This is a genomic window from Mesorhizobium sp. LNHC229A00, assembly GCF_000502415.1.
Classification (GTDB): Bacteria; Pseudomonadota; Alphaproteobacteria; order Rhizobiales; family Rhizobiaceae; genus Mesorhizobium.
On the sequence record NZ_AYWQ01000235.1, the window covers coordinates 1 to 324 of the forward strand.

The following is a 324-nucleotide window of genomic DNA, read 5'->3' on the forward strand; positions in this document are numbered from 1 at the left end:
GATCTATGACATCCGCGCCCGCGACGCCGTGCATCTCGCCGAACTCGCCTGGCATATCGGCAACCGCCATCTCGCCGCCGGCATCGAGGCGGACCGCATCGTCATCCTGCGCGACCATGTCATCAAGGCCATGCTGGAGGGGCTTGGCGCCACGGTGGACGAGGTTTCCGAACCGTTCAAGCCGGTGCGCGGCGCCTATTCCGGCCATGGTGGTGGACATGGACATGATCACGGCCACGATCACAGCCATGCCGAGGCGCATGCCCATAGCCACGGTGAGGCACACTCCCATTCACACAGCGAATCGCATTCCCATTCGCATAG

Annotated in this window: 1 pseudogene; it reads left to right on the forward strand. The window is 63.6% G+C overall.

Annotation, left to right across the window (positions count from 1 at the left end):
• Positions 1-324, forward strand: a pseudogene (locus X742_RS140075) (urease accessory protein UreE); the annotation flags it as partial.